Annotated in this window: 14 protein-coding genes and 2 pseudogenes; 6 read left to right on the plus strand and 10 right to left on the minus strand. The window is 62.3% G+C overall.

Features of this window, described 5'->3' with window-relative positions; translation table 11 throughout:
- Positions 1-299: 299 nt before the first annotated feature.
- The gene (locus NTU39_RS06110) at positions 300-2,381 is read right to left on the minus strand and encodes an OPT family oligopeptide transporter (RefSeq protein WP_257959497.1); all 2,082 of its coding nucleotides are present in this window, start codon (positions 2,379-2,381) and stop codon (positions 300-302) included.
- Between the two features lie 318 nt (positions 2,382-2,699).
- Between NTU39_RS06110 and NTU39_RS06115 the strand changes: the two genes are divergently transcribed.
- Positions 2,700-4,214 (plus strand): MFS transporter, encoded by a 1,515-nt coding sequence (locus tag NTU39_RS06115; RefSeq protein WP_257959498.1) that lies wholly within the window; start codon positions 2,700-2,702, stop codon positions 4,212-4,214.
- A gap of 81 nt (positions 4,215-4,295) precedes the next feature.
- Here NTU39_RS06115 and NTU39_RS06120 read toward each other — a convergent pair whose 3' ends face one another.
- The gene (locus NTU39_RS06120; RefSeq protein WP_257959499.1) at positions 4,296-5,561 is read right to left on the minus strand and encodes a serine hydrolase; all 1,266 of its coding nucleotides are present in this window, start codon (positions 5,559-5,561) and stop codon (positions 4,296-4,298) included.
- 330 nt (positions 5,562-5,891) lie between these two features.
- On the opposite strand from NTU39_RS06120, the pseudogene NTU39_RS06125 reads away from it, so the two are divergent.
- The 3 genes and pseudogenes from NTU39_RS06125 (at position 5,892) to NTU39_RS06135 (ending at position 8,288) form a co-directional block, all read left to right on the plus strand.
- Positions 5,892-6,722, plus strand: a pseudogene (locus NTU39_RS06125) (MetQ/NlpA family ABC transporter substrate-binding protein).
- 38 nt (positions 6,723-6,760) lie between these two features.
- Positions 6,761-7,591, plus strand: a pseudogene (locus NTU39_RS06130) (methionine ABC transporter ATP-binding protein); the annotation flags it as partial.
- Between the two features lie 52 nt (positions 7,592-7,643).
- Positions 7,644-8,288 carry a methionine ABC transporter permease gene (locus tag NTU39_RS06135; protein ID WP_257959500.1) on the plus strand — a complete coding sequence of 215 codons (645 nt, stop codon included), beginning with the start codon at positions 7,644-7,646 and terminating at the stop codon, positions 8,286-8,288.
- 104 nt (positions 8,289-8,392) lie between these two features.
- Here NTU39_RS06135 and ggt read toward each other — a convergent pair whose 3' ends face one another.
- A complete protein-coding gene (gene ggt, locus NTU39_RS06140) occupies positions 8,393-10,015 on the minus strand; it encodes a gamma-glutamyltransferase (protein WP_246184656.1) in 1,623 nt (540 codons plus the stop codon).
- 747 nt (positions 10,016-10,762) lie between these two features.
- Positions 10,763-11,431, minus strand: a complete 669-nt coding sequence (locus NTU39_RS06145; protein WP_257959501.1) for a M24 family metallopeptidase — start codon at positions 11,429-11,431, stop codon at positions 10,763-10,765.
- Between the two features lie 224 nt (positions 11,432-11,655).
- Between NTU39_RS06145 and pdxR the strand changes: the two genes are divergently transcribed.
- Positions 11,656-13,134 (plus strand): MocR-like pyridoxine biosynthesis transcription factor PdxR, encoded by a 1,479-nt coding sequence (gene pdxR / locus NTU39_RS06150; protein WP_257959502.1) that lies wholly within the window; start codon positions 11,656-11,658, stop codon positions 13,132-13,134.
- Here pdxR and NTU39_RS06155 read toward each other — a convergent pair.
- The 5 genes from NTU39_RS06155 to cyoA all read right to left on the minus strand — a co-directional run bounded on the left by NTU39_RS06155 (position 13,091) and on the right by cyoA (position 18,173).
- Positions 13,091-13,873 (minus strand): SURF1 family protein, encoded by a 783-nt coding sequence (locus NTU39_RS06155; protein ID WP_308340647.1) that lies wholly within the window; start codon positions 13,871-13,873, stop codon positions 13,091-13,093. The genes pdxR and NTU39_RS06155 overlap by 44 nt on opposite strands.
- Before the next feature lie 99 nt (positions 13,874-13,972).
- Entirely contained in the window at positions 13,973-14,383 is a 411-nt protein-coding gene (gene cyoD, locus NTU39_RS06160) for a cytochrome o ubiquinol oxidase subunit IV (protein ID WP_150665286.1), read from the minus strand.
- Positions 14,380-15,054, minus strand: coding sequence for a cytochrome o ubiquinol oxidase subunit III (cyoC, locus tag NTU39_RS06165; protein WP_150665285.1), 675 nt, complete (start codon positions 15,052-15,054; stop codon positions 14,380-14,382). The genes cyoD and cyoC overlap by 4 nt, the downstream gene beginning before the upstream one ends.
- Positions 15,047-17,038 (minus strand): cytochrome o ubiquinol oxidase subunit I, encoded by a 1,992-nt coding sequence (gene cyoB / locus NTU39_RS06170; protein WP_257959503.1) that lies wholly within the window; start codon positions 17,036-17,038, stop codon positions 15,047-15,049. The genes cyoC and cyoB overlap by 8 nt, the downstream gene beginning before the upstream one ends.
- 100 nt (positions 17,039-17,138) lie before the next feature.
- On the minus strand, positions 17,139-18,173 hold the full coding sequence (cyoA, locus tag NTU39_RS06175; protein ID WP_052253061.1) for a ubiquinol oxidase subunit II: 1,035 nt from the start codon (positions 18,171-18,173) through the stop codon (positions 17,139-17,141).
- A 160-nt stretch (positions 18,174-18,333) separates the two neighbouring features.
- Here cyoA and NTU39_RS06180 point away from each other — a divergent pair, with 160 nt between their 5' ends.
- Positions 18,334-19,668, plus strand: a complete 1,335-nt coding sequence (locus NTU39_RS06180) for an MFS transporter (RefSeq protein WP_150665283.1) — start codon at positions 18,334-18,336, stop codon at positions 19,666-19,668.
- Between the two features lie 111 nt (positions 19,669-19,779).
- Here NTU39_RS06180 and NTU39_RS06185 read toward each other — a convergent pair whose 3' ends face one another.
- Positions 19,780-20,649 (minus strand): LysR substrate-binding domain-containing protein, encoded by an 870-nt coding sequence (locus NTU39_RS06185; protein ID WP_257959504.1) that lies wholly within the window; start codon positions 20,647-20,649, stop codon positions 19,780-19,782.
- Between the last annotated feature and the right edge of the window lie 121 nt (positions 20,650-20,770).

Genomic DNA, 20,770 nt, shown 5'->3' on the forward strand with positions numbered 1-20,770 from the left:
ATCAGCGGTACCCCCCTTCACTCCCATCAACAACGACGCTCCATCGACATCTTCGTCGGATGACATGAAATCTCAGCCTTAACGTGGACGTGTTTCAGTAAAAGCGTGACGCGTCATGCCCATGCGCGAAGTCTGGGCGCTTTAGCGTGTGATCAAACAGGGAGGAGAGGGACTTGCTGGGGGGATGCTGTGAGTCGATGTGCGCGGGATCGCGCTTATCGACTCACAGGAGGACGCTAGAATTTATACGACGTTGAACGCAGTAGCGTGCGAATAGATCGCTACGCCGATCATGCGGGTCACGCCGACCGCGTTGTCGATAGGACTCGGCGGACGATGACGATGCAGATGCCAGCGAAGACCAGCAGGGCGAGCCATTCCGACGTTGGGGCGAAGCTGCTGCCGACGAGGGCCAGCGGTGCGTCGGAACCGGTGAAGCCGACGACCATCGCCATCGCAACGCCCACCAGACTCTCACCTACGATCAGGCCCGATGCCAGCAACACGCCGCGTCGTTCGGCCGCTTCCGCATACGGCCCGAAGTCCTTTCCTTGCGCCTTGGCGCGTGACTTCAGAATGCGTTGCGCAATCCAACCCAGCACCGCACCGATCACCAGCACCGAGCCGATCGTCGGCGGCAGATAGATACCGATACCCACAGCAATAACCGGCACACGCGCAACGCCACCACGCTTGGCCAACGCTGCATCAATCGCAATCAACGCCAGCCCCAACACCGCACCGATGCCGAGCATCGACCAGTCGAGCTGATGCGTGAAGATGCCCTTGGCAATCGCTGTCATCAGAATCGCCTGCGGCGCCGAAAGCGCCTGCGACGGGTCCATCCCCGCACGCGGCAATGCATCGGTGAACCCATAAGCGTTGTACAGCAGGTTCAGTACCGGCGGAATCACCGCCGCACCCACGACACAGCCCACCAACAGCGCCACCTGCTGACGCCAAGGTGTCGCGCCCACCAACCAACCCGTCTTCAGATCCTGCAGATTGTCGTTGGAAATCGTGGCAATGGCGATGACCGCAGCCGTCGTGAAGAGCGCCAACGCAATCGCGAGCTTGCTGCCGCCTGCGGTATCGAGCAGCCCGCTTGCCTGACTGACGCTCAGAATCAGCAGCGACACCAACACCACTGCAACGATGCCGATACCCGAAATCGGACTGGCAGACGATCCCACCAGCCCCGCCATGTAGCCACATGCCGCAGCCACCAGGAAGCCGAAGACCACGGCGAAAACCACGCTGCAAATCACCAGCGTCGCGGTACCGCCGAACGACAGCGGCGCGTCCGCGAGGAACACACCGAACGTCACGACCCACACCGCCACGCACAACAACGTGAGACCGATCACCCAGTACGGTGACAGATCCTGCTCCGTGCGACCGAGCGTCTGTCCGTTACCAGACTTACCCCGCGCGCCGCGTGCCTTGCCCAACGCCGTGAACGACGTCTTCACACCATCGACCATCGGCTTTGCCAACGTGATCAGCGTCCAGATAGCCGCCACGCCGATCACACCGGCCCCAATAAACCGCACCTTGTGTTGCCACAGCCCATTCGCGAATGCCGTCATCGCCAGACCATCGGGATTCGGTGTGATGGTCGTGAGCACTGGCACAGCAATGCCCCAGGTGAGCACGAAGCCGAGCAGAATGGCCAGCCCCGACACGATGCCGATGAGATAACCGGCACCGATCAATGCGAGCGAGAAGCCGGTCGTCAGACGAAAGACCGCAGCGCCCGCCGGGATCCACGCGGTAATGCTCTCGCCGAGAATCTTCAGGCCAGCCGTCGCAAACGCGAACAGCGCAGAGACGATCCCGCCGAAGGCAATCTCCCGCACACCGCTCGCTTCGTTACCCGTCGATGCCTTGCCGTTGGAGGACGACGTGCCTTCGTCGCCTTCACTGCCGACGCGCAGAATTTCTGCGGCTGCCACACCCTCCGGATACGGCAAGTCACTGTCGACGACCATCGCACGACGCAACGGAATCGTGAACAGCACGCCAAGAATGCCGCCCGACGCGCAGATTGCCAGCGTCAGGCCAAACGGAAAACCTTGCCAGTGTCCGATCATCAACAAGCCGGGCAACACAAAGATGATCGATGAGAGCGTGCCCGCCGCAGACGCCTGCGTCTGCACCATGTTGTTCTCGAGGATGTTGCCGCCCCGCAGCGCGCGGAGCACCGCCATCGAAATCACGGCCGCAGGAATGGAGGACGAAAACGTGAGACCGACCTTGAGGCCGAGATAAACGTTGGAGGCGGTGAACACTACGGTGATCAGTGCGCCCAGGATCATGCCGCGTACCGTCAACTCGGGGAGCGAGACGGCGTCGGGAATTCGGGTCGGATGAGATGCCATGTACGAATAGGGGGGATTTTTCGCCCAATGGGAATGTGGCGCAGATTGTATGCGCCTGCGTGGTGCACCGCCAGTCTTGACGGGCGCACTAGAACGACCGTTCGAATCTGACCCTATCACCCGCGAGATCGTCGGCATCCGCGTCTGGCGGTCGCTAAACGGAAAAACCTTTCAAATCCATCCACTTATCAGATGGAATCCAACTTTTCTCAATCGATTTATTGATGGATGATGCGGGTTTTCCCTAGAAATAAAGTCAGTACGTAACCCCGTCGGACAAACGGGCGTTACGCACCAAAAAGGAAAGGAGCTTTTCCGATGTCCAGTCTGCATACCTCAACACATCCGGTACCTCATGCGAGCGGCGCACGCCGTTGGCTGGTACTGGCCATCGTGTCGGTGGTGCTGCTGCTCATCGTGATCGACATGACGGTGCTCTATACGGCACTGCCTCGTCTGACCCACGATCTGGCAGCGAGGGCCTCCGCCAAGCTGTGGATCGTCAACGCTTACGCGCTCGTGGTCTCGGGCCTGTTGCTCGGCATGGGCACGCTCGGCGACCGTCTTGGCCACAAGCAATTGTTCCTCGCAGGTCTGGTCGTCTTCGGTGTGGCGTCGCTCGCCGCCGCCTTTGCGCCGAGCGCAAACGTCCTGATCGTCGCGCGAGGATTCCTTGGGGTCGGTGCGGCCATGATGATGCCCGCCACGCTGTCGCTGATTCGCCTGACGTTTGCCGATCCTCGTGAGCAGGCGCTCGCTATCGGTATCTGGGCGTCGGTCGCGTCAGGTGGTGCGGCGTTCGGCCCGATTGTGGGTGGCGCACTGCTCGAACACTTCTGGTGGGGCTCGGTCTTCCTGATCAACGTCCCGATCGTACTCATCGCGTTGCCTGTGGCCTGTTGGCTGATTCCGAAGGGCGGTGCGACTTCGTCCCAACCATGGGACTGGTTCGGCTCGTTGCTCTTCATGGTCGGTCTGATCGGTGTGACGTACGCGATCAAGAGCGCGGGCAAACTGTCCCCCGACTGGGCGACGGTCGCCATTGCCGTCGTCGTGGGCGTTGCGTTTCTGTGGGCGTTCGTCAAACGCCAGCAGCGCAGCGCGCATCCGTTGCTCGATTTCGCGTTGTTCCGTAATCCGGTGTTCGCCGGTGCGGTGGCCGCGGCACTGATGGCTGCGGCGGCTCTGATCGGCATGCAACTGGTGTTCAGCCAGCGTCTGCAACTCACGATGGGCTACTCGCCGCTGGAAGCCGGATGGGCGGGCATGCCGTTATCGATTGCCGCGTTCGTCGCGGGACCGATTGCCGGACGCATGCTCCCCCGCATGGGCAGTGCGCAGATGTTGTTCATCTCGTTGCTGACGTCGGCCGTGGGCATGGCGGGCTACCTGATGCTGCGCGATTCGGGTCTTGTGTTGTCTGCGCTGGCACTGGCGACGCTCGGTGTTGGCGTCGGCGCGACCATGACGGCGGCGTCGAGCACCATCATGCAGAGCGCACCGCCCGAGCGCGCCGGGATGGCAGCGTCGGTCGAGGAGGTCTCGTACGAACTCGGCGGCGCGTTGGGCGTGACCTTCATGGGTAGCCTGCTGACGTTCGTCTACGGCCGTTCGATGGATGTGCCGCAAGTCGCGACGCTTCCGGACACCGTGCGCGACAGCCTCGACGAAGCGCAGATCGTCGCCGAGCACTTACCGCCGGTGGCCGCCGATGCGCTGACGATGCTCTCCAACACCGCGTTCAATCATGGGTTCGACGCCGTGATCGGCGCGGGCGCGTTCCTGCTCTTCGCCACGGCGATCTGGGGACGCTGGCACGCACGAAAGCACTAACCGACCCCGGCATTCATCGTCACCGAAGCGCGCGCTCACCCACTCGTGAGCGCGCGTTTTTCTTTGTCCCTCGGCGTGAGTTCAACGCAACGAGCACGACAACCAATGCGCGATGCGAACGCCATCGAGGCGTGACCCTTCGGGGGTGTCGCTACCAAGCATCGTCACGATCACGGGACGCGTCTTGTGCACCATCACCCGCATCACCATGTTGTGCCCCGACTCGTTGATGAAGCCCGTCTTCTGCACGCTGGCGTGCACCTTGCCGTAACGCACCAGCCGGTTCGTATTGACGTATTGCAGTTGTCCTTTGCCAGTGGGCACTAACTGCTGATGATCGATCGAGTAGCGACGAATCAGCGGATAGCCGTTCGACGCGCGTACCAACCGCGCCAGTTCACGCGCCGTCGACACATTGCGCGGCGAGAGTCCCGTGGAGTTTTCGAAGCGTGTGTTCGGCATGTTGAGCAAGCGCGCCTTGGCGTTCATTGCCGAGATAAAAGCGGGCCGCCCGCCCGGATAGTCACGACTCAGCGCAGCGGCCGCACGGTTCTCGGAGGCCATCAGCGAGATGTGCAGCATGTTGGCGCGCGAGAGCGTCGAGCCCACGGCCAGACGCGAATGTGTGAACTTCAGCGTGTCGAGATCCGCATTCGTGACGGTGAGCGGCGCGCGCATGGCCGGGCCGCTGTCGAGCCAGACGACCGCCGTCATCAGCTTCGAGAGCGACGCGATGGGGCGCACCTGATCCGCATTCATGGCAAACAGCGGCGTGTGCGTGTTCTCGTCGACGATGTACACCGCCTTCGAGAACAGTCGTTTGCGCGATGCCGACGTGAAGCCGCAACGGGCGAGCAGCCGGGGTTTAGCGTCAGTGCTCACTTGGGCTGATGCCGCCGCCGTTCCTCCGGGGGGCGTCGCAGCTCCTGCGGCCACAGCAGCCTTCGGCACGGCCTTGCGTCGCGCGACCGTCGGCGATCGCTTCGCCGTGGACTTCGTCATCTTGGCGCGACGCGGCGGCGTCGCCTTCTTCGCGGTGCGGCTCGTGCGTCCCTTTGCGGCGTGAGCCGCCGTACGCTTGCGCGACGCGCTCGCTGCCGTCGCCTTGCGCTGCGGTGCTGCCTTCGCCTTTTTTGCCACCGTTTTCTTCTTCTTGACGGCATCGTGTCGGCGCTTGCCGCTGCTCGTCTGATGCGCATTGGCAGCGAGCGCGTCGCTGACCGGCAGTCCCGCGATGAGCAGAATGACGCCGAACAGCACGAGGCGCGCAATGGCAATCGCGCGTGGCGGCATACGGTAAAGGCGGGGCAGGGACGGGCTGAGCAGCGGGCACCACAGGGCAGACATCTTCGCGCGATTCCGTAGAGAGAAGGGACGAGAAAGCGATGTGCGTCGAACAAAAATGCGCCCCACGCGCGACGGCAACCGTCACACGAGAGAGCAAGACGCAATCCACGGGGAAACCAGTTGGACGCCGGTCACAAGAGGAGTTCCTGAGTTTTTCGGCGATGTATTACAAAAAGTTACAAGTGCAGAACCTTCGGCGTACGAATGCTCTGCGCCCGTCGGCAACTTAGCTTTGCGCAATTGGTTATTGGACGCTGATTGCCCCCACTTCCTAGACTGAGCGTTCGCCTGAATCGGCATCACCCATACCTAAATCAAGGGGAACACGTCATGCAACGCCGCCAACTGTTTCGTCTGCTCGGCAGTCTCTTGCTCGCACTGGCCATCGGCTCGCTCGGTACGTTGGGCTCGGCGAGCGCCTTTGCGGCCGACAAACCGCTCAAGGTCGGTGTGCGCGGCGGTGTCGACGAAGAGATTTGGGAAGTGGTCACGAAGGTCGCGAAATCGCGTGGCCTGAACGTCGAATCCGTGGTGGTGAGCGGCACGGCCAGTCCGAACGAAGCGCTGAACAACGGCGATCTCGACGCCAATTCCTTCCAGCACATTCCTTTCCTGCGCGATCAGATCAAGCAACGCGGTTACAAGCTTGTGTCGGTCGGCGACACACTGATCTCGCCCATCGCGTTCTATTCGAAGAAGTAAAAATCGCTCGAATCGCTGCCCGAAGGCGCGAAGATCGGCCTGCCGAACGATCCGAGCAACCAGACCCGTGCGCTCGTGATCCTGCGCGATCACGGTCTCATCAAACTGCGCGACGGCTTCGACCCGTACACCGGCACGGCCACGCTCTCGGACGTCACCGCCAACCCGCGCAAGCTTCAGTTCATCGAAAGCGCATCGGTCGTGCTGGCGCGCTCGCTACCGGACGTCGACGCGTCAGCCATCGTCAACAGCTTCGCGTATCAGGCGGGGCTGATCGCCACGCGCGATGGCATCGCGGTCGAGAAGCGCGAGAACAATCCTTACGTCAACATCATTGCCGTACGCGAGAAGGATAAGAACGCGCCGTGGGTCGCGCCCCTCGTGAAGGCCTATCAGTCGGAGGAAGTGCGCAAGTTCATCGAGACAAAGTATCAGGGCTCGGTCGTCCCGGCGTTCTGATCGCCCATTCACCATTTACATTTGCGAGGACCCCGTCGATGACAACCCGGCACACCGCCACTGCGCCAACGACCACGGTGACCCGCTTACCCACGGCGGCGGCGCGCGAAGTCGCACACATCACCTTCGACGGACTCGGCAAGATTTACACCGGGGCGTCGAGCGCGGCGTTGCAGGACATCACCTTCGCCGTGCATCGTGGCGAGAGCTTCGGCATCATCGGACGCAGCGGCGCTGGCAAGTCCACGCTGCTGCGCACGATCAACGCGCTGGAGTTGCCGAGTACGGGGCACGTGAAGGTAGATGGCGTCGACGTGGCGTCGCTCGACGAAGCGGCGCTGGTCGGTTTGCGTCGGCGCGTCGGCATGATCTTCCAGCACTTCAACTTGTTGTCGGCGAAGACCGTCTTCGAAAACGTGGCGCTGCCGCTGCGTGTGGCAGGCATGCCGAAAACGCAAATCGCGCCGCGCGTGAATGAGCTGCTTGCGCTCGTGGGACTGTCGGGCAAAGCCGATGCGTATCCCGCCATGCTCTCCGGCGGACAAAAGCAGCGCGTGGGGATCGCGCGTGCGCTGGTACATCGCCCCGAAATTCTGCTGTGCGACGAAGCGACGTCCGCACTCGATCCCGAGACGACCGATTCGATTCTCTCGTTGTTGCGCGACGTGCAGCGCGAATTCGGTCTGACGGTGGTCCTCATCACGCACGACATGGGCGTGATCCATCAGGCCTGCGACCGTGTACTGGTGCTCGATCAGGGACGCATCACCGAACTCGGTCCGGTCGACGAAGTCTTCGCGAACCCGCTGGCCGAGGCAACGCGCGCGCTGCTACGCCCGTTGCAACACGCCTGGCAGGGACGTCTCGCGCAAAGTGCGCAGCGCCATCAGGTCCAGGCCGTCTAATTCCTCCGGAATCGTTATGCTCGACAAATATCTGCGCGCCTTCGGCGAAACGTTGCTAATGGTCACGAGCGCGTGCGCTATCGTCTTTGCGGTGGGCATGCTGATCGCCATTGTGCTGGTGATCACAGCACCGGGCGGGCTGGTCCCACGTCCGCGCTTCAACCGCGCGTTGTCGATCGTGGTGAATCTGTTCCGCGCGGTGCCGTTCATCATTCTGCTGGTGGCGTTGTTGCCGGTCACGCGCTGGATCGTCGGCACGACGATGGGCACGTGGGCCGCCGTGGTGCCGCTCGCAGTCCATCTGATTCCGTTCTTCGCACGAGTGACGCAAGTCGGCTTGCGCGAGATCGACCCGGGACTGATCGAAGCGGCGCGCGCGATGGGCTGCCGTCGCTGGCATATTGTGCGTCACGTGCTATTGCCCGAAGCGTTGCCCGCGATTCTCGGCGGTGCGACGGTGACGGTGATTGCGATGGTCGGCGCATCGGCAATGGCGGGCGCGGTCGGGGCAGGCGGTCTTGGCGACCTCGCCGTGCGGTACGGCTATGAGCGTTACGAGACGAGTGTGATGTTCAACGTGATCGTGATTCTCGTGGCGCTCGTGACGCTGGTGCAGTTCGCGGGGGAACGTCTCGCGCGTCGCGTGGATCATCGCCGCTGAGGAGCGAAGACGGACAGCATCCGACAAAAAAGAGGCCGCAAATCTGCGGCCTCTTTTCATTCGCTACCCGGACCCGGCGCAACGCCGAATCCGTTCAACTCTCATCAATACCCGAGTGCAAGACCCGTGTTGCGACGCGGATCGTTCGAACCGTAGAAGCGGTTCTTGCCGACCGGCTTACCGCCGAGCGACGGTGCGCCGACGAGAATCGCCGCAATGTGGTTAGCCGGTTGCGGGCCTGCAAACTTCTGGCCCCAGCTTTCCAGGATCTTCTGCGTGTCCGGGCTCAGCGCGAACGCTTCGATGTTGGTCGCTTCCGGCATCCATTGCTGGTGGAAACGCGGCGCGTCGACGGCTTCCTGCAACGTCATGCCGTAGTCGATCACGTTAAGCATCGTCAGCAGCGTAGCCGTGATGATGCGGCTGCCACCCGGCGTGCCGACGACCATCACCGGCTTGCCGTCCTTCGTGACGATGGTCGGGCTCATCGACGACAGCGGACGACGGCCCGGGCCGATGGCGTTCGCCTCACCCTGAATCAGACCGTACATGTTCGGCACGCCCACCTTCGAGGTGAAGTCGTCCATTTCGTCGTTGAGCAGCACGCCCGTGCCGTTGGCCATGACCTTCGCGCCGAACCAGTCGTTGAGCGTGTAGGTGACGGATACGGCGTTGCCGTCCTTGTCGATGATGGAGTAGTGCGTCGTGTTGCTGCCTTCATGCGGCGGCACACCCGGCTTGATCTCCTGCGAGATGCCAGCCTTTTGCGGGTTGATCGCAGCACGAATCTTCGCGGCGTAGTTCTTGTCGAGCAACTGTGCGATCGGGTTCTTCACGAAGTCCGGGTCGCCCAGATAGCTGTTGCGGTCGACATACGCGTGACGCATGGCTTCGATGGTGTAGTGCACGCCCTGAGCCGAGTGATAGCCCAGCTCCTTCATCGGGTAGCCTTCGAGAATGTTCATGATCTCGCAGATCACCACGCCGCCCGAGCTCGGGGGCGGGGCCGACACCACGTGATAGCCGCGATAGTCGCACTCGACCGGGGCCAGTTCGCGCGTCTTGTACTGATCGAGGTCGGCCTGCGTGATGATGCCGCCGCCCGCCTTCATCGACGCCACCAGCTTGTCGGCAACTTCACCCTTGTAGAAGCCATCGGTGCCCTTGGCACTGATCAGCTTGAGCGTACGGGCGAGGTCCTTCTGCACGAGGCGTTCGCCCGGCTGGAACGGCTGGCCCTTGTTCAGGAAGATCGCGCCCGAGTTGGCGTGGTCTTTCTCGAAGTCCTTGGTGGACGTCCACAGCATGTCGACGTCGCCCTGATCGAGTACGAAACCCTTGTCGGCGAGCGTGATGGCCGGTGCGAGCAGTTGCTGACGCGTCTTCGTGCCGTACTTCTCGCGTGCGTATTCCATGCCGGACACGCTGCCCGGTACGCCGACGGCCAGATAGCCGGTCGTCGAAGCGCCCTTGATGACGTTGCCGTCCTTGTCGAGGTACATGTTGGCCGTCGCAGCGAGCGGGGCCTTTTCACGGAAGTCGAGGAAGGTCTTGCGGCCGTCGGCGAGCTGGATCGTCATGAAGCCGCCGCCGCCGATGTTGCCCGCTGCCGGGTACACCACGGCGAGTGCGTAACCGACCGCAACCGCGGCGTCGACGGCATTGCCGCCGGCCTTGAGCACGTCCACGCCGACTTTCGACGCGAGGTGCTGGGCCGTCACGACCATGCCGTTCTGCGCGCCGACCGGTGCCTGCGATGCCGCGTGAACGTTGAACAGCGCGCAGCTCAGAGCTGTGGCTAAGAGCGCTTTAGTGAAGGTTGGGTTTTTCATCGTCTTTCTGTGGTTCTTATGGTGAGCGAGATGGAGGTAGCTTCAACTGCGCTAGCGACGGACACACGACGGGCAGCTCGCCCTCGCCCATGCGCCTCGGGGGGCGACACGGTTGCGGGGTGATGTCTCCGCTGCCTATACCGACATTACGACGCCGACATTACGACGCCGACATTACGACGCCGACGTTGCGACGTGTGTGAACAATCCCGTCGACCATCGAACGTTAACGCAAAACGGGTAATTGGGGAAAGATGCGCCAAAAGTCCGGGCGACGGGCCACAACGCGACTTCGGGTGGCTCTGGACAATTCGCGAAATCGCACGCGCGCCTTCACCGGCCTTGCGCGACGCGAACTTAGGTCGATATAGGGTCAGATATCGATGGGGGTTTATCCGTCGAAACGGAGGGGATCACGAAGCGAAACGACGCGAAAAGTTCGGAATCCACTCGTTATTGTTGCGCGATCACCACGCTGTCATGTGACCCGTGTATTAGCGAACCGAAGTCGGGAGGCGAGCCCGACTTGCACAGATAACAGGCAGATATCGCCGTGTTGAGCTGGATTGAACTGCGTGTTGAGTTTTGATGCGAGACGAATGACGCGAGCGACCCCGGCGGTGCTCGCGTCAACGCTTCCGGTCAGATCAGCAGGTCTTCGTAGAAAGCACCGAACGCACGCGTCGGATGCGCGATCTGGATCTCGAGAATCCACAAGCCGCCATTGGGCGTACCTTCGAAATCGCCGAGCTTGCCGCCCTTGTAGATGGCATGCGGGAAGTCGCTCACGCGATGGCCCTTGATGTCGAGATTGAGCACCCAGCCCATCGCCTCGGCCTGTGCCTTCGCGAATTCGTACAGAGCCTGACCGTTGACCCCCTCGGCGCGCCAATGCTGATGGACGATGTCGAACAGACGCTTGGCGTCGTCCGCGCAACGCTGCATCTCGGGATCGCTGCCGGTCGTGCGTGTGAACCCGCAATCACCTTCGTGCGCGCCGAACACCACGCCGATGTCGATGAAATAGATGTCGTCGTCGCCGAGCACCGGGTCGTTATCGCTGCGCTCGCTGAACGTGCGCAACGTGTTTTCACCGAAGCGAATCAGCACCGGGTGCCAGATGCGGTCCATGCCGAGCGTGCCGAGCAGCGTCTTGCTCGCGGCGATGGCTTCCGACTCGCGCATGCCGGGCTTGATCATGGCGGCGATTTTCTCGGTGGCCTCCCAGGTCAGCGCCTGTGCACGTTGCATCGCTTCGACGCTGTACTTGGTTCCGACCGCTTCGCGCCGGACTAACTCCGTCAACTCCATCAAATTTCTCCACTGTTTACTCTGATTTGGGGGGAACGCCAGTCGCGTTGCAACCTGCGGAACAGACGTCATGGTGTTTAGGATAAGGCCTAACTTGTATAATTCGAAGCGCCATTTGTCGCAGGATGGGTTGGGCCACTTTGCAATGGATCGATGATTCGACCGTCGTGAAAGGCCCGCATCCGATGTGACACCGCGCTTCCATCCCTTTGTGCAGCCGCCTCATGCGCCGACGCCATCTCAGCCAGCCATTGGAATTGCCGCTTTCCGCTCGCCACGAGAAGGAGACGCGTCAGGCATGGGTCTACCGTTGCGTGCGCGAGCGCATCGTCGCGGGCGAGTTGCGACGCGGTGATCGTCTGCCGTCCACGCGCACGCTGGCGGAGCGCTGGGAGGTGTCGCGCGGCATCGTCGAGCTGGCGTTCGAGCAACTGACGCTCGAAGGCTATGTGGCGAGTCGCGTTGGCGCGGGCACGGAAGTGATCGCGGACTTCTCCGGGGCGGTGGCGACATCGGCGGCATCCGGTCAAACCGCAGCGTCAACGCAACCGCTGCCCGAGAGCGCTGCATCGCTTGCGTCGAAAACCGGCCGGTCGCCCGACGCCGCGTTGTTCTCGCTACCCGTCTGGCGCAAGCATATGAACCGTGCGTTGCGGGCCGTCACCCCCGAATTGTTGGCCGACACGGACCCGCGCGGCTATTTGCCGCTGCGCGAAAGCATCGCTCGCTATGTGCGCATGACGCGGGGCATCGCCTGCGAAGCCGACGAAATCGTGGTGACGACCGGTATTCGCCATGCCATCGATCTCGTCACGGAAGTCCTGGCGGACGACACCACATCGTTCTATCTCGAAGACCCCGGCTACAAGAATCTGTCGACGCTGGTGCGCGCGCCGTCGCAGCGTTGCGTGAGCGTGCCTGTCGACGACGAGGGCTTTGTCGTGGAGGCCGCCGACCATGCGGGGGCGGGGCGTCCCGGCATCGCCTACGTGACGCCTGCGCATCAGGCACCGCTCGGCACCACGATGTCGATCAATCGCCGCATGCAACTGCTGGAGTGGGCGAGTGCGCGCGACGTCTGGATTGTCGAAGACGACTACGACAGCGAGTTCAGCTACGGGAGCGCGCCTTTACCTGCGCTCAAGGCCATCGACACGCAGGCGCGCGTGATCCATTGCAGCAGCTTCAACAAGTCGCTGTTTCCGTCTCTGCGTATCGGTTATTTGCTGGCACCGCCAGCATTGCTTGCGCGAATCGCGGGGCAGCGCTCGGCATCGGGACGCTCGAACAGCCTCATCGAACAGATGGCGCTCGCGAGCTATATCGATGGGGGCGATTTCGCGCGGCATTTGCGCGCCTCGCGCAGCGTGTATCTCAGACGTCGCAATCTGCTGCTGGAAACGTTACGCGCGAGGATGACGACACCTTGTCGCATCACCGGCGACCACGCGGGCTTTCATTGTGTGCTGTGGCTGCCGTCGCAGGTGGACGAGGCGGCGCTCGTCGCGGCGTTGCGCGCGCAAGGCGTGTTCGTGGAAGGACTGGGGGAGTTCGCCCGGGCGCAGACGGTGCCCCCGGGTCTGGTGCTCGGCTACGCCGCGCTCGACGATGCGCGGCTGCCGGAGATTGCGACGTGTATTGCGACGTGCATTGCGACGCTTATTTCGTCTGCTCGCCGCGCTTGCGAAGTTCGAGCCGAATGACGAACCAGCCTGCGACGGCCGACATGATGGCGAGTGCGTACCACGTCAGCAGATAGCTCATGTGGTTGTTCGGGAACTGCACCACGGTCAGGCCGCCCACGGGATAGTCGCGATCTTGCGACTGAACCTTGCTGGTCATGGCTTCGGCGTCGTTGGTGATGGCGTTTGCACCGGCACCCGCATTCGCGCCGGGTTTGCCGTCGGCGTCCACGAAATACGGGGCCACGTCGGACGCATTGAGACCGCGCGCCGCCGCAATCGCCACCACGTCCCGCGAATACCAGAGGTTCTCCGCCGGAGCGTTCTTGCGCAGGAAGCCGCCGACCGGCTCGGGCATGCGCAGCAATCCCGTCACCGTGACTTCGCCCGCCGGGGCGGACGGCACCGACTCTTTCCAGCCCGGCGGCACGAAGCCTCGATTGACCAATACTTCGCCACCATCTGCCGTGCGCAGCGGCGTGAGCACCCAGTAGCCGCCGCCCAGATCGGTGACGGCCTGCACGAGCGTGTCTTTGTCGAACTGGTAGGTGCCGGTCAGCCAGACGTGACGATACTCGTCCTTCTCGGCGCTGACGTCAGCCCATTGCGCGCGCGCGGGCGCCGCCGACGGGGGCGCGTGCACGCGCGAATTCACGCGTTCGATCAGATCGAGTTTCCACGCGCGGCGTTGCAGCTGCCACGTGCCGAGCGAGACAAAAAGGGAAATCAGCACCAGCGTGATGACGCCGAGAATCACCACGCGAAGGGGAGATGTGCGGGAGGGGGCGCCAGAAGCGCGCGGGGGACGCTGTGCGTCCCCCGAATCGTGAAGTCGATCGCTACTCAAGGGAAATGCCGTTCAAGGGAGGTTTTTCGTATCCTGCATCATACCCGGCATCATGTTTTGGTTCAGGTGATACATCACCCACAGCGAGCCCGAGAGCGTGATGACGACCAGCACGATCGTGAAGATCAGCGACAGCATGTTCCAGCCGCCCTCGGACTTCGCGTTCATGTGCAGGAAGTAGATCATGTGCACCACGATCTGAATCGCCGCGAGGAACAGGATCATGATCGCGGTCGTGCTCGATTTCTCGAACACGCCGCCCATCACGAACCAGAACGGAATCGCGGTGAGCACCACCGACAGAATGAAACCGGTCGTATAGCCGCGCAGCGTGCTGTGCGGCCCCTCGTTCCCATGATCGTCTTCATGATCGTGAGGGTCGTGCCCGTGGGCATCGTGCAAAGTCGAGTCGTGGGTGCTCACGGCAGCACTCCCATCAGATAGACGAACGTGAAGACGCCGATCCACACGACGTCCAGAAAGTGCCAGAACATCGACAGGCACATCAGCCGCCGACGGTTCGGTGCGGTCAGGCCGTGCTTGCCGATCTGCACCAGCAGCGTAATGAGCCAGATGATGCCGAACGTGACGTGCAGCCCGTGCGTGCCCACCAGCGTGAAGAACGACGACAGGAACGCGCTGCGCCACGGTCCGGCACCTTCATGAATCAGCGTGGCGAACTCGTACAGTTCGAGCGAAAGGAACGCGGCGCCGAGCAGCCCCGTCACGATCAGCCAGCCGGTCACAGCGCTCTGGCGGCGCCGTTGCATCTCCAGCATCGCAAAGCCGTAGGTGATCGACGAGAGCAGCAGGAACGTGGTGTTGACCGCTACGAGCGGCAGTTCGAACAGCTCCGCGCCGGTCGGCCCGCCCGCGTAGTTGCGACCGAGCACGCCATACGCCGCGAACAGACAGGCGAAGACGAGGCAGTCGCTCATCAGATAAATCCAGAAGCCGAGCAACGTACCACCCGGCGGGTGGTAGTCCGTCGACATCATGAACTTCAGGTCGCCCTCGCGCGGCGGGTAAGGGGCGTGGGCGCCGCCGCCGAGCGGCACGCCACCGGCAGGGAACGGTGCGGTCGTGTCAGACATTCTGGGCGAGCAGTCGCGTGCGCGCTGCCTCCGTGTGTTCGACCTGATCGGCCGGGATGTAGTAGTCGCGGTGATAGTTGAACGTGTGTCCGATGGCCGTCGCGATCAGTGCGACGAAGGCCACGATCACCACCAGCCACATATGCCAGATCAGCCCGAAGCCGCACACCGTCGCCAGCCCGGCGAGGATGATGCCTGCGCCGGTGTTCTTCGGCATGTGGATCGGGATGAAGCCGTCCATCGGGCGCTTGAAGCCGTGCTGCTTCATCTGCCACCAGGCGTCGTTGTCGTGAATGAGCGGCGTGAAGGCGAAGTTGTAGACCGGCGGCGGCGACGACGTCGACCATTCCAGCGTGCGTCCGCCCCACGGATCGCCCGTCTCGTCGCGCAGTTGATCGCGACGCATGTAGCTCACCACCAACTGGATGATGAAGCAGGCGATACCGATGGCGATGAGCAGCGCACCCACGGCGGCGACCTGGAACCAGATCTGCAACGACATATCGTCGAAGTGGCTCACGCGTCGCGTCACGCCCATCAGGCCGAGCAGATAGAGCGGCATGAACGCCACGTAGAAGCCGATGAACCAGAACCAGAACGAGCACTTGCCCCAGAACGGGTCGAGCTTGTAGCCGAAGGCTTTCGGGAACCAGTAGCTGATGGCGGCGAACACGCCGAACACGACCCCACCGATGATCACGTTGTGGAAGTGGGCAATCAGGAACAGGCCGTTATGCAGCGAGAAGTCCGCAGGCGGTACCGCGAGCAGCACGCCGGTCATGCCGCCGATCACGAAGGTCACCATGAAGCCGATGGTCCAGAGCATGGGCACTTCGAAGTGGATGCGTCCGCGATACATCGTGAAGAGCCAGTTGAAGATCTTGGCCCCCGTGGGTATCGAGATGATCATCGTCGTGATCCCGAAGAACGAGTTCACACTCGCGCCCGAGCCCATCGTAAAGAAGTGGTGCAGCCACACGAGGTACGACAGCACCGTAATCACGACAGTGGCGTAGACCATCGACGCATAACCGAACAGTCGCTTGCCCGAGAACGTCGCCACCACTTCCGAGAACACACCGAACACCGGCAGCACGAGAATGTAGACCTCGGGGTGGCCCCAGATCCAGATCAGGTTCACGTACATCATGGCGTTGCCGCCGAGATCGTTCGTGAAGAAGTTGGTCCCGGCGTAACGGTCGAGGGCGAGCAGGGCGAGCACGGCGGTGAGCACCGGGAAGGCGGCCACGATCAGCACGTTGGTGCACAGCGACGTCCACGTGAACACCGGCATGCGCATCATCGTCATGCCCGGTGCGCGCATCTTCACGATGGTCACGAGCAGGTTGATCCCTGAGAGCAACGTGCCGACGCCTGCGATCTGCAAGGCCCATATGTAGTAGTCGACGCCCACGTCAGGGCTTTGCAGCACGCCCGAGAGCGGTGGATACGCGAGCCAGCCGGTACGTGCGAATTCGCCGACGAAAAGCGACATCATCACGAGCACCGCGCCGCTGGTCGTCATCCAGAAGCTGAAATTATTGAGGAACGGGAAGGCCACGTCGCGCGCGCCGATCTGGAGCGGCACCACGAAGTTCATGAGACCGGTCACGAGCGGCATCGCCACGAAGAAGATCATGATCACGCCGTGCGCGGTGAAGATCTGATCGTAGTGGTGTGGCGGCAGATAGCCCATGTTGTCGCCGAACGAGACCGCCTGTTGCAGGCGCATCATCGCGGCATCGGCGAAGCCGCGCAGCAACATGATGATGCCGAGGATCACGTACATGATGCCGATCTTCTTGTGATCGATGCTCGTGAACCACTCTCGCCACAGGTAGCCCCATAGCTTGAAGTAGGTGATGGCGCCCAGTACCACGACGCCGCCGATCGCCACCCCCGCAAAGGTCGCGAGGAGGATCGGTTCGTGGTACGGGATCGCCTCTAGCGTGAGGCGACCGAAGATCAGCTTGACGATGTCCATAAGCTCGAACCTGGGATCATTCGCGCGCGAGGCGCATCATTGTCGACGGTTAGGCGCAGTGCGCGTCACGGGTGGGTCGTCGCGAAACGGCTTCACGAAGTCACTGCGCGAGCGCAGTCCCCGGGGCACGTTGCGCGTCGGCGGCGAACTGCACGGTGTTCTGTGCGGTACACATCGCGTCGGCGAGCAACGCATCGGTCTTGCGCGAACCGGCCCGGCTGGCGTGCGCGTGATTCGGTTGATCCATCATGTCCTTCAGGCAGGTCTGCCCCTGCTGAACACAACGGTTCAGAATCGCGTCGTAGAGGTCGGGTGCTACGTCGGCGTAATACTTCACCGGCACCCACTCGCTCGGTTTCGCGAGCGCCTCGTACTTGTCGCGCGACAGGTTTTCGCCCTTCGTCTTGACCTGTTTCACCCACGCGTCGAACTCGTCCGCCGTCATGCCGTGGAACTTGAAGCGCATGCCGGAGAAGCCCGCGCCGCTGTAGTTCGCGGAGAAGCCGTCGTACACGCCGGGCTTGTTGATGACCGCGTGCAACTTCGTCTCCATGCCCGGCATCGCGTAGATCTGACCGGCGAGCGCTGGCACGAAGAACGAATTCATCATCGTGGTCGACGTGATTTCGAAGCGGATCGGACGGTCGACCGGCGCGGCCAGTTCGTTCACGGTCGCAATGCCCTGGTCGGGATAGAAGAACAGCCACTTCCAGTCCATCGCCACGACCTGCACCGTAAGCGGACGCGTGTCGGGCGGAATCTCCCGTTTTGCGTCGATGCGCTCAAGCGGACGGTATGGATCGAGCTTGTGGGTGCTGACCCAGGTGAGGGCCCCCAGCGCAATGATGATCAGCAGGGGAGCTGCCCAGATCAGCAGTTCGAGCAGCGTGGAGTGATCCCACTCGGGGGTGTAGACGGCGTTCTTGTTCGATGCCCGGTATCGCCAGGCGAACAGCAATGTCAGCACGATCACCGGCACGATGATCAGCAACATCAGAACGGTGGAAACGATGATGATGTCCCGCTGCCTTACCGCGAGATCCCCCGAAGGCGACATCAATACGGTATTGCAGCCGGACAGCAGCGCGAAGGCGGGGAGTAAAAGTACCCCGCGGAGGAACTTGGGGGAAGTCATGCTGCGATTGATGGAACCGTAGCCTTAGACCGTACCCATCATGGACCGCACTTTCTGATGCATCAATTTAGGGTAAACCCTATAGCGGCAATTCGAGATACCTGCGATGCTTTTCTGGCACGAGTGTCATCGTCATCCCGATCCGCGAGGGGGTCCGATAATGTCAAGCAGTGCTCATCAATCGCCGACGCAACCGGGGGCACCCGGCGCGCCGACAGCGCACGATCACGGGAGTAAATCCCGTATCGCGCCTGAGGAAATCGCGGTCGGCGTGGTTGTTGGACGCGCCTCCGAGTACTTCGACTTCTTTGTGTTCGGCATCGCTGCCGTTCTCGTCTTTCCACACGTTTTCTTCCCGTTTGCGGACGGCCTTCACGGGCTGCTGTACTCGTTCACGATCTTCTCCTTCGCCTTTATCTCGCGCCCGTTCGGCACCACGCTCTTCATGAACGTGCAGCGTCGCTGGGGACGCAGCGTCAAGCTCACGGCGGCGCTGTTCGTGCTCGGTACGGCAACGGCGGGCATGGCCTTTCTGCCGGGGCATGCGGTGATCGGCGACAAGGCCATCTGGCTGCTCGCTTTCTTCCGTCTGGTACAGGGCATCGGCTTCGGCGGCTCGTGGGACGGCTTGCCGTCGCTGCTGGCGATGAACGCCCCGCCGCAGCGGCGCGGCTGGTATTCGATGATGGGGCAACTGGGCGCGCCGATCGGATTCATCATCGCGGCGTCGCTGTTCCTGTTTCTGCACTGGAGCCTCGATCCGGACGACTTCCTCACCTGGGGCTGGCGTTATCCGTTCTACGTCGCGTTCGCTGTGAACGTGGTGGCGCTGTTCGCGCGGCTGCGTCTGGTCGTGACGAACGAATACACGGCCATGCTCGAAGAGGGGCAACTGGAGCCGATCAGCACGCGGGAGATGGTGCGCTCGCAGGGCTACAACATCTTCCTCGGCGCGTTCGCGGCGCTGGCAAGTTATGCGCTCTTCCACCTGGTGACGGTGTTCCCGCTGTCGTGGATTTCGCTGCAAAACACGCAGGATCTGAACAGCGTGCTGATCGTGCAGCTCTTCGGCGCGGTGATCGCAATCATCTGCACGGTGATTTCCGGACGCATTGCCGACCGCATTGGCCGACGCACGACATTGGGTCTTTTCGCGATCTTCATCGGCGTCTTCGCCCTGTTTGCGCCGTTCCTGATGGGCGGCAGTTCGGTGGGGCAGGACATCTTCATTCTGGTGGGCTTCGGCCTGCTCGGGCTGTCGTACGGTCAGGCGGCCGGTACGGTGACGTCCAACTTCGAGCAGCGCTTTCGCTACACCGGGGCGGCGCTCACGACGGACTTTGCGTGGCTGCTGGGCGCGGCGTTCGCACCGCTCGTCGCACTCGGATTGTCGGCAGAGTTCGGCCTGATCGCCGTGAGCGGCTATCTGCTCTCCGGCACGGTCTGCACGCTGCTCGCACTGCGCATCAACAAAGCACTTGAAACGAAAGACTGAACGCCGCTCAACAATTTCATTTCACGTTGTTTCCCGCCAACGGCGCGACAAAGTTCGCGCCGTTGTCATTTGCGCGACTTGTTCGTGCGTGTCAAACCCGTTCAAGCTGGTTCAAACGTCGTACAGCATGCCCGCAATCGCAGCGGTAATGTTGTGCGTGCGCGAATCGTGTTCGCGATGAATCATGCCGACGGTGCGAAGCAGTGGCGGCTCGGCGATGGGGACAATGCGCAGCAGCGGGTCAGCGTGCCAATCGCCTCGATGCAGCAACGGCAATACCGATACGCCGACGTTCTTGCGCACGAGCGCGACGATTGTCTCGATGGAGTTCAGCTCCAGATACTCGGTCACGCTGAGTCTTGCGGCGCGCAACGCCTGCTCGACGACGAGACCGGTTCGCACGCGACGGTCGAACCGCAGGAACGCGTGTGCATCGAGAATCTGCTGCGGATCGGTTTGCGCGATGTCGCGATTGACGACCATCACCATCGGCTCGGTGTAGAGCGGCGTCCACACCAGTCCGTCGGCGCGGGCGTCGTCCGCGCGTGCGACCACGGCGGCGATGTCCACTTCTCCCTGTTCGACAAGATCGGTCAATTCGTCCGAGCGGGCGGACGTCAGCCGCACATCGAGCTGCGGATGCGCGGTCTTCAGTTCGGCGACCACGAGCGAGAGCGCGCCGATGACCGACACCACCGCGCCGATGGTCACGGGGCCCTGCATCGCATCGATGGGCGAGGTGGTCAGCTCGGCCGTGAGCGCCAGAATCTGCTCGACGCGGGGAAACAGGTCGCGTCCCTGACGCGTGAGCGTGATCTGCCGCCCGCGCCGGTCGAACAGCCGCTGACCGACGGCGTCCTCCAGCCCGCGCATCTGCAAACTGACGGCCGCCTGCGTCAATGCGGCGCGCTCGGCCGCCGCCGCAAACGAGCCGGTTTGGGCCACCAGACGAAACGTCTTCAACATGCGCAGGGTGAGCATTTGGGAAGTAAAAATAACTTAAGCATGAAAAAGAAATATTAATATTTCCTTTGCGTGCGGGGAAGACATAATCGTGTCATGCACATCCCGCATGAGCGGGTGGCCGACCCACACAACGCGC

Origin of the sequence: Pandoraea commovens (assembly GCF_024704525.1) — a bacterium.
GTDB lineage: Bacteria > Pseudomonadota > Gammaproteobacteria > Burkholderiales > Burkholderiaceae > Pandoraea > Pandoraea commovens.

Bases quoted from the DNA above. Each gene is read 5' to 3' on its own strand.
- NTU39_RS06110 (WP_257959497.1), bottom strand. From the start codon at position 2,381: ATGGCATCTCATCCGACCCGAATTCCCGACGCCGTCTCGCTCCCCGAG.
- NTU39_RS06115 (WP_257959498.1), top strand. From the start codon at position 2,700: ATGTCCAGTCTGCATACCTCAACACATCCGGTACCTCATGCGAGCGGC.
- NTU39_RS06120 (WP_257959499.1), bottom strand. From the start codon at position 5,561: ATGTCTGCCCTGTGGTGCCCGCTGCTCAGCCCGTCCCTGCCCCGCCTT.
- NTU39_RS06135 (WP_257959500.1), top strand. From the start codon at position 7,644: ATGCTCGACAAATATCTGCGCGCCTTCGGCGAAACGTTGCTAATGGTC.
- ggt (WP_246184656.1), bottom strand. From the start codon at position 10,015: ATGGTCGTGACGGCCCAGCACCTCGCGTCGAAAGTCGGCGTGGACGTG.
- NTU39_RS06145 (WP_257959501.1), bottom strand. From the start codon at position 11,431: ATGGAGTTGACGGAGTTAGTCCGGCGCGAAGCGGTCGGAACCAAGTAC.
- pdxR (WP_257959502.1), top strand. From the start codon at position 11,656: ATGCGCCGACGCCATCTCAGCCAGCCATTGGAATTGCCGCTTTCCGCT.
- cyoC (WP_150665285.1), bottom strand. From the start codon at position 15,054: ATGTCTGACACGACCGCACCGTTCCCTGCCGGTGGCGTGCCGCTCGGC.
- cyoB (WP_257959503.1), bottom strand. From the start codon at position 17,038: ATGGACATCGTCAAGCTGATCTTCGGTCGCCTCACGCTAGAGGCGATC.
- cyoA (WP_052253061.1), bottom strand. From the start codon at position 18,173: ATGACTTCCCCCAAGTTCCTCCGCGGGGTACTTTTACTCCCCGCCTTC.
- NTU39_RS06180 (WP_150665283.1), top strand. From the start codon at position 18,334: ATGTCAAGCAGTGCTCATCAATCGCCGACGCAACCGGGGGCACCCGGC.
- NTU39_RS06185 (WP_257959504.1), bottom strand. From the start codon at position 20,649: ATGCTCACCCTGCGCATGTTGAAGACGTTTCGTCTGGTGGCCCAAACC.